The sequence below is a fragment of the Rhizobium sp. AN68 genome, from assembly GCF_030758035.1.
Taxonomy (GTDB): Bacteria; Pseudomonadota; Alphaproteobacteria; order Rhizobiales; family Rhizobiaceae; genus Agrobacterium; species Agrobacterium tumefaciens.
Map to the genome: position 1 here is coordinate 2104264 of NZ_JARWMI010000002.1, position 6152 is coordinate 2110415.

The 6152-nt window shown below is 52.9% G+C and carries 9 protein-coding genes and 1 pseudogene; 2 read left to right on the forward strand and 8 right to left on the reverse strand.

Annotation, left to right across the window (positions count from 1 at the left end):
• Positions 1 to 41 precede the first annotated feature (41 nt).
• From RBH71_RS12965 to RBH71_RS12995, 8 genes and pseudogenes are all read right to left on the reverse strand, one after another.
• Positions 42 to 458, reverse strand: a complete 417-nt coding sequence (locus RBH71_RS12965; protein WP_323687371.1) for a hypothetical protein — start codon at positions 456 to 458, stop codon at positions 42 to 44.
• Between the two features lie 150 nt (positions 459 to 608).
• On the reverse strand, positions 609 to 1229 hold the full coding sequence (locus RBH71_RS12970) for a hypothetical protein (RefSeq protein WP_323687392.1): 621 nt from the start codon (positions 1227 to 1229) through the stop codon (positions 609 to 611).
• A gap of 88 nt (positions 1230 to 1317) precedes the next feature.
• Positions 1318 to 2133 (reverse strand): IS3 family transposase, encoded by an 816-nt coding sequence (locus tag RBH71_RS12975; protein ID WP_323687372.1) that lies wholly within the window; start codon positions 2131 to 2133, stop codon positions 1318 to 1320.
• Between the two features lie 20 nt (positions 2134 to 2153).
• Entirely contained in the window at positions 2154 to 2420 is a 267-nt protein-coding gene (locus tag RBH71_RS12980; protein WP_027690622.1) for a transposase, read from the reverse strand.
• Between the two features lie 164 nt (positions 2421 to 2584).
• Positions 2585 to 2953 (reverse strand): hypothetical protein, encoded by a 369-nt coding sequence (locus tag RBH71_RS12985; RefSeq protein ID WP_323687373.1) that lies wholly within the window; start codon positions 2951 to 2953, stop codon positions 2585 to 2587.
• Positions 2902 to 3141, reverse strand: coding sequence for a ClpX C4-type zinc finger protein (locus tag RBH71_RS26660; RefSeq protein WP_416349576.1), 240 nt, complete (start codon positions 3139 to 3141; stop codon positions 2902 to 2904). The genes RBH71_RS12985 and RBH71_RS26660 overlap by 52 nt, the downstream gene beginning before the upstream one ends.
• Before the next feature lie 38 nt (positions 3142 to 3179).
• Positions 3180 to 3719: pseudogene (locus tag RBH71_RS12990) on the reverse strand (DUF5655 domain-containing protein); the annotation flags it as partial.
• A complete protein-coding gene (locus tag RBH71_RS12995; RefSeq protein ID WP_142851488.1) occupies positions 3695 to 3997 on the reverse strand; it encodes a hypothetical protein in 303 nt (100 codons plus the stop codon). The gene RBH71_RS12995 and the pseudogene RBH71_RS12990, both read right to left, overlap by 25 nt.
• Before the next feature lie 614 nt (positions 3998 to 4611).
• On the opposite strand from RBH71_RS12995, the gene RBH71_RS13000 reads away from it, so the two are divergent.
• Together RBH71_RS13000 and RBH71_RS13005 are read left to right on the forward strand one after the other, a co-directional pair.
• Complete coding sequence (locus tag RBH71_RS13000) at positions 4612 to 4983, forward strand: redoxin family protein (RefSeq protein WP_323687374.1); 372 nt, start codon at positions 4612 to 4614, stop codon at positions 4981 to 4983.
• A gap of 819 nt (positions 4984 to 5802) precedes the next feature.
• Positions 5803 to 6090 (forward strand): hypothetical protein, encoded by a 288-nt coding sequence (locus tag RBH71_RS13005; protein ID WP_323687375.1) that lies wholly within the window; start codon positions 5803 to 5805, stop codon positions 6088 to 6090.
• Positions 6091 to 6152 lie beyond the last annotated feature (62 nt).

Sequence of the window (6152 nt, forward strand, 5' to 3'; positions counted from 1 at the left end):
CAAGTCGTAAAGGGGGGCGGACGAGACATCAGCGCTACCAGCTACTGCCTAATCGAACCCTTGCCGCACTTATGCCATTTCATCTGGTATCCGGCTTGTCCGCCCTTACCGTAGCACAAGCCTTCACGACCCAGCAGCATCGAGACCTCACCGCGAGAATCGCAGGCAGACCGCGTGGCTTTTTCATCGCCAGATGAGCCACGGCAAATATCGTTATGGGCATCGTACTGACCGATCAACCCTTCTATACGCGGTTCAAACGCAAAAGCAGTGTTTGATAAAGAAAGGGCCGTTCCTACAGCGATAATGATCGTTTTCATTCTTCGTTGATCCCCCAACCGAAAAGCACCGACTTTATACAATTCAGCGAAGTTTCGAATGTCGAACTCGCCAATTCCCTCAACCTTGAATTTCTTCGCTTTTTGCGAACTTCTTTTTGGTGGGAAGGCCCGAGGCATATTGTTTGACCGTTGACTTCGTCGGCGATCTTGCCAGCAATGTTACCAAGCTCGAAATCGGTGTCATATGATTTTTCAAGGCGATAGAGATTTTCTCGAATTCTATTCTCTTCCAATCGATACGCTGACAGGCCTGCTCGAAACCAGGTGTCAGTTGCTCCAACCAATCTGAAACCGGTCAAATCGGACTTCACTAATAGGATGTCCCGACGGGTCGAGTCTAATCGAGCGAAGCACGAGGTCCAAGCTGGGAGAGTAATATTGTTCAAAGATTATCGGAGACAGTCCTTGCAGCTCCATGCGGTCTTTCACCACCCAAACCGGATACGAGCATGATCCGATTGTTTCCTCGGCCCATCTTTCGAAGGTGATGGTGATTGTGCCCGCAACCGTTTTCTGACCATTCAGGAACAGCGTTGTACCGGATCGCCAATTTCGCTTTAGTGGCAAATCGTCGAGCGTCGTCGCATCCGAGTAGGTCAGCTCTTGTACGCCCTTCGCGCTGATCCGTTTGGTGACGAGCAAGGGGTGCAGATATTCCGCCGATATTGGCTCCAGTGAACCGCGCCGTACCATCAGGCGCTGCTCGGTTAACCCTGATTGCGTCGGTTTGTAGAAGACGGAGAAGAATGGCTGCTCTCTGGTGAGGAGCACGCCCTGCTTGGTTTCATTTGGGGTCAAGCAATGTCCAAACGCTGGAACAGCTGAAACTATACTAGCCAATAGAAATGAACATCTCAGCACAGCCGACCTCCCTAACCTGCATCCCATACTGCTACCATAACGCGTAAGAATAGTCATTCTAGCTGAACCGCCCCAGGTTTCTGGACCAACTGAGGCTAGAGTTTTCCGGCTTCATTCAGGGAGGCGGGCTGGTTGAGCCTCCTGATTTCATCAGCGAGATCGGCACCTTATTGCCGATCGCACCATGCGGCCGAAATTCATTATAGTCTATACGCCAATCCTCCATCTTTTCGCGGGCATCCGCAAGGGTCAGGAACCAGTGCTGATTCAGACATTCGGCGCGGAAGCGGCCATTGAACGCTTCAATGAACGCATTGTCGGTCGGTTTGCCCGGGCGTGAGAAGTCAAAGTGACGCCTTTGGCGTAGGCCCAGAGATCGAGATCGCGGGATACGAACTCGGTGCCCTGATCGACACGGATCGTCTTCCGGATAGCCAACTTTCCGACATACCCGTTCCAAGGTTTGCACGACATCTTCATCTCTATAGCTGTGACGTGGATCAAGCACCGGCACATAGCGCGAGAAGGTGTCGATCACCGTGAACACCCGCAGTTTCTTGCCGGTCGCGAGTTGGTCGTGAACGAAGTCCATGGCCCAGACATTGTTCGGTCCGACGGCCATTTTCCGATCTTCCCGCAGCTTGGCTTTGACCCGTCGCTTCGGCGTCTTGTTACGCAGTTGCAGGCCCAAGTCTCTGTAAATGCGATAGGTTCGCTTGATGTTGGTCTCCCAAACCTCGCGCTCCAACAGTACATGCACGCGACGATAGCCGTAGCGAACACGTATCTCGCAGATCTCACGAATCCGACGTTCCAGACCGGCCTGATCGGCACGGCGAGAGGTGTAATGGTAGGTCGACCGATCGAAGTTCAGTGCCCCACAGGCGCGCCGGATCGAGATCATCCAATCCCGGCACATGCCTTTCACCATCTCGCGTTTCCGAGCAGGCCTTAGAGCTTTCGCCGAATAACATCCTGCAACATCTCACGGTCCAGCGTCAGGTCCGCGACGATCTTCTTCAACCGCGCATTCTCGTCCTCGAGCTGCTTCAGCTTCTTCATCTCTGGCGGCAGCATGCCCGCGTATTTTTTCTTCCAGTTGAAATAGGTCGCCTGGCTGATCCCTGCCTTCCGGCAGATCTCCGCCACCGACACGCCTTCATCACCCTGCTTCAGAATGAACGCCTTCTGTGCGTCCGAAAACTGCGATGCTTTCATCGTCTTCCGTTCCTTTCCCAGCCAGGAAAATGCTCCGGAAAACTCTAACCAAAAACGGTCCAGTTTGAAGGGTTCAGATCACTCTCGGCATGCGCGAATTTTGAGGTTCGTGCGGGCGTTCTCATAACCAGCAATCAGGGTGCTTGCACTGATACGTGCGCTGGTTAGAGGATTTCGCTGGTCCAAGGTGCCGCCAGTGTGGCGGAGCGTGGTGAAGCCACTTCGGCTGACGCCAGACGGAGGTAGGTCTGGGTGAATGTCTCTCTGAAGATAGCGATATTCATATTGTCTCTGGTTCGCACGTAAACGGTCAACCCGTCAACGAAATCACCTTTTGCCCAGCCATAATTCCATCCTATAAGCTCTGCGTTTAATTCCCCAGCGCACCAGTGGAGTTCATCATCAATCTGGCGCCGATGTTGTGGGAGCAGGCATGCCTGATGTTGATAAAAGATCGAGAACGTGTCGATCGTGGTGCCGGTTATCTTTGGAAAATTGTCGGTGAGGTCCCAGTCCATGGCGATCGCGCGCATGAGGCACAGATCGCCACTCCTGGTCCGGCAATGATATTGCCGACGCCGTCCTGCCGGGATTTTCCGCAGAAACTACATATTACAGCGTTGTCGCCTTGGCCGAAGAGCACTCGGCGCGCTGCAAGCAATCGGTCTTTTATAGAGAGCTGGTTCATACGGCACTCGCCCTTAAACTGACAACCAGTCATTGTGCATAACTGTTCGTCGCTGCCAATACGAAAACAGGCTAACCACCCTCATACGCCCTTAGCAACAACGGCTGCGTTTTCTCAAAGTCCGCCATAGACTTCAGCGTGACCTGTAGGTCGCCGGTGCCAAAGTGGCCAACATTACTCACGTCACGCGTAAAGCCGCTTTCGAGCGCCACCGAGCTTGGCTCGAGCTTGAGGAAAAGCGTCACAGTTCGCGCCTGTGGGTAAATCTCCATGCAGACGAAGTTTTTCAGCCGCTTGAAGGCTGTGTAAAGCTTCAATTCCTTTACCTGAACATCGTCACCGAGACCGATCAGGAACTGGTATACAGCGTCGTAGATATCCCGGAGTTCCGCTGAGGACTGCGAGAGGCGGTAACTCATTCTCTGGCTGAGATAGGGGTCGTTTTCCGAACTGGTATGAGGTGTGGATTGCGATGAACTTAGACTTTTCGCCTCGGCTACCATTTTAGGGTTATTGAGCTTGCTGGTCTTCGGCACATGCACCAGTTCCAACATCAGCAGATCATCACCAAACCGCCTATAGCGGATCAGTTCGATGTTTCTGGCGAGCTTCGTTTACTAAAAGCTCTGGCGCTGTCTCCTCTGCCGCAGAACGTCTTGCCTGGCAGGCAAGCGCCTTGGTCGAGCAAGGTCGTGTATTTTTTTCGAATGTGCATCCCGATAAATCCCATGACGGATTTCGACCGAAACTGCTGGACGAAGTCGTACGATGCTCGATCATCGCGCAATATCTCCGAGAACATCCTGATGTTGCCCCAAGGGGAATTCTCAAAGACCAGATATGGATCGCGCGAAAGGCGCTCCGGCGAGACTTGCAGCGAAAAATCCATCTGACTCTTCTGCACGTCGACGAACATGACATTGGTGAATCGATTTCACACGATCCGATGACATGGCCAGCGCCGCAGACCGCACCGATAAGAGAGTATTCCAAAGGGTCATAGTGGACAAATGTTTGCAAAGAATCCGCTGGTAGTGACGGGCTGCTAGCGGTTTTTTATCATCGGGGACCGAATACAAAGCCCTCTGGGGATGTCCGTTGGGCGAGTTCAACGAACGCCGTTCTGTAGACGAGGTCAATATGTTTCATCGGCCGATCCGATTATAATGAGTTTGCGAAAACATTATAACTATGTTGTACGCCTATTCGGTATTGTGGTGTGCGGGCACAGAGACGGTTGCTTTTGGGCCGATCGTGACCTTCAGGGCGGAAATCGCCGATGACAGCCCGAGAAACGATAGGATCGAATTGGTTCCCCAAGACGATGGAGCAGTTAAGCATCTGCTTGAAATGGAAGTGCCACGCGTTGCTTTGCAGGCGACAGATGGGACCACAGTGGACCTTTGTGGTCCGGGCCTATCTGTAGTCTTCGCATATCCTCGGACAAGCCCACCGGGGAGGTAACGCCCTTGACGGGTGGGATGCAATATCTGGCGCGAGAGGATGTACAACGCAATCCTGTGCGTTCTGCGATCATTTCGCCGAATTGAAGGCGCAGGCGCGAGCGATCTATTCGGCCTCTCAACCCAGACCACGGAATATCAACGCGAGGCTGCGGAACGGCTTCACCTTCCGTTCCCACTTCTTTCCGATCATTCGCTCCGTCTGGCATCGGCATTTGGCTTACCGATGTTCCAAGCAAGCGGTCTGACCCTGTTACGCAGGCTAACGATGATTATCCAAGCGGGTGTCATCAGGCATGTCTTTTATCCCGTGCATCCGCCGGAAAAGAATGCAGACGCAGTCATCAGTTGGTTGAAAACCAATGTTGTTGTCGAAAAGGGTCCCATGACTGGTTTGGGTGGCTTCTGTTGAAAAGTCCTTGGGCTCTTCTTGGGAGGGCAGATCTTGAAATCATATTGCGCCGACAGTGTTCAGAACGGCCGCATATCGCGAATTTCATACGTGAATGGGCAAATTCGAGGAATTTCATTCGGACGATTTTGCTATAAGTCTGCTTAAAAGGGCGCCCCGGACTTTTTCAACAATACCGGCCAGCAGCAGACCAGACTGCCCTCTTTGGCTGAACTGTCGTGATCTTTTCTATGATGCTCCCGCGTTGTGATAGCAGGCCACTAGGGATCTCTTTTCCCGATGCTGGAAAGCACAGCTCGGCCTGTCAGGCCATCGAGAAGAAGCTCTCGGGCTGGGTTCAGTGAATGGGGACAGGTTCCGGCACTTGTCGCAAGACTATAAAAATTCTTGAAACTTTCATAAATTGGAAGTATCAATAATTATGTCTTCGTTGGTAGACCAGATTTCTGCAGCCGGATTGGCTGATCGGTTTCTGAATGACCGGCAACTCGCCGAGTTGCTGGGCGGCAGTGACGCGCGCCGTTATGGCCTTGTCAACCGCGCTTTGAAAGACGGGTCTCCTCATCCGCTTGAAGCGTGGCTGTTATGTGCTGGCGCGACGCTATCGACGTTACCCGGTTCATCCGTTTGCCGTCGCCCAAAACCTCGTGCCGGGGAGCTATATCTCTTTCGAAACAGCACTGTCGTTCCATGGATGGATTCCAGAGGCGGTGTTTGTTACCGCCAGTGTCTCACCTGGTCGCAAAAGCCAGGATTTTTTCGACGACCGGGTTTGGGACCTTCAGCTATCATCCTCTGGCGATCAACGATTACCGGTTCATGACGAGTGTTGACCGTGTCCCGCTCAACGGCTCGATTGCGTTTGTTGCGCAGCCTCTTCGGGCACTTATGGATCTGGTAGCACTTCGCAAGGTCGAATGGAGCGGACTTGATTGGCTGACGGTCGGTATGAGGATCGAAGAGGATGCCCTTTTCGGATTGCGACGCAGGGATTTTACTGCATTGAAGCCTGTGTACAAGCACAAGGCTGCGAATGCCTTTCTCCGGGCGCTGGAAGGCGCGGTGATGCCTTTGGGGCGTCTGTCTGATCTTGAGGTCAGGACATGATTGAAATTATCCGGGACAAGCTTCGGCAATATGCGGCAGAGAGTGCGATAGAGGAAGAGAAT

Excerpts from the sequence above, each read along its gene's own strand:
- RBH71_RS12995 (WP_142851488.1), bottom strand. The coding sequence starts at position 3,997 with ATGGATTTTTCGCTGCAAGTCTCGCCGGAGCGCCTTTCGCGCGATCCA.
- RBH71_RS12975 (WP_323687372.1), bottom strand. The coding sequence starts at position 2,133 with ATGGTGAAAGGCATGTGCCGGGATTGGATGATCTCGATCCGGCGCGCC.
- RBH71_RS26660 (WP_416349576.1), bottom strand. The coding sequence starts at position 3,141 with ATGACTGGTTGTCAGTTTAAGGGCGAGTGCCGTATGAACCAGCTCTCT.
- RBH71_RS12980 (WP_027690622.1), bottom strand. The coding sequence starts at position 2,420 with ATGAAAGCATCGCAGTTTTCGGACGCACAGAAGGCGTTCATTCTGAAG.
- RBH71_RS12985 (WP_323687373.1), bottom strand. The coding sequence starts at position 2,953 with ATGCGCGCGATCGCCATGGACTGGGACCTCACCGACAATTTTCCAAAG.
- RBH71_RS13000 (WP_323687374.1), top strand. The coding sequence starts at position 4,612 with ATGTACAACGCAATCCTGTGCGTTCTGCGATCATTTCGCCGAATTGAA.
- RBH71_RS13005 (WP_323687375.1), top strand. The coding sequence starts at position 5,803 with ATGACGAGTGTTGACCGTGTCCCGCTCAACGGCTCGATTGCGTTTGTT.
- RBH71_RS12970 (WP_323687392.1), bottom strand. The coding sequence starts at position 1,229 with ATGGGATGCAGGTTAGGGAGGTCGGCTGTGCTGAGATGTTCATTTCTA.
- RBH71_RS12965 (WP_323687371.1), bottom strand. The coding sequence starts at position 458 with ATGCCTCGGGCCTTCCCACCAAAAAGAAGTTCGCAAAAAGCGAAGAAA.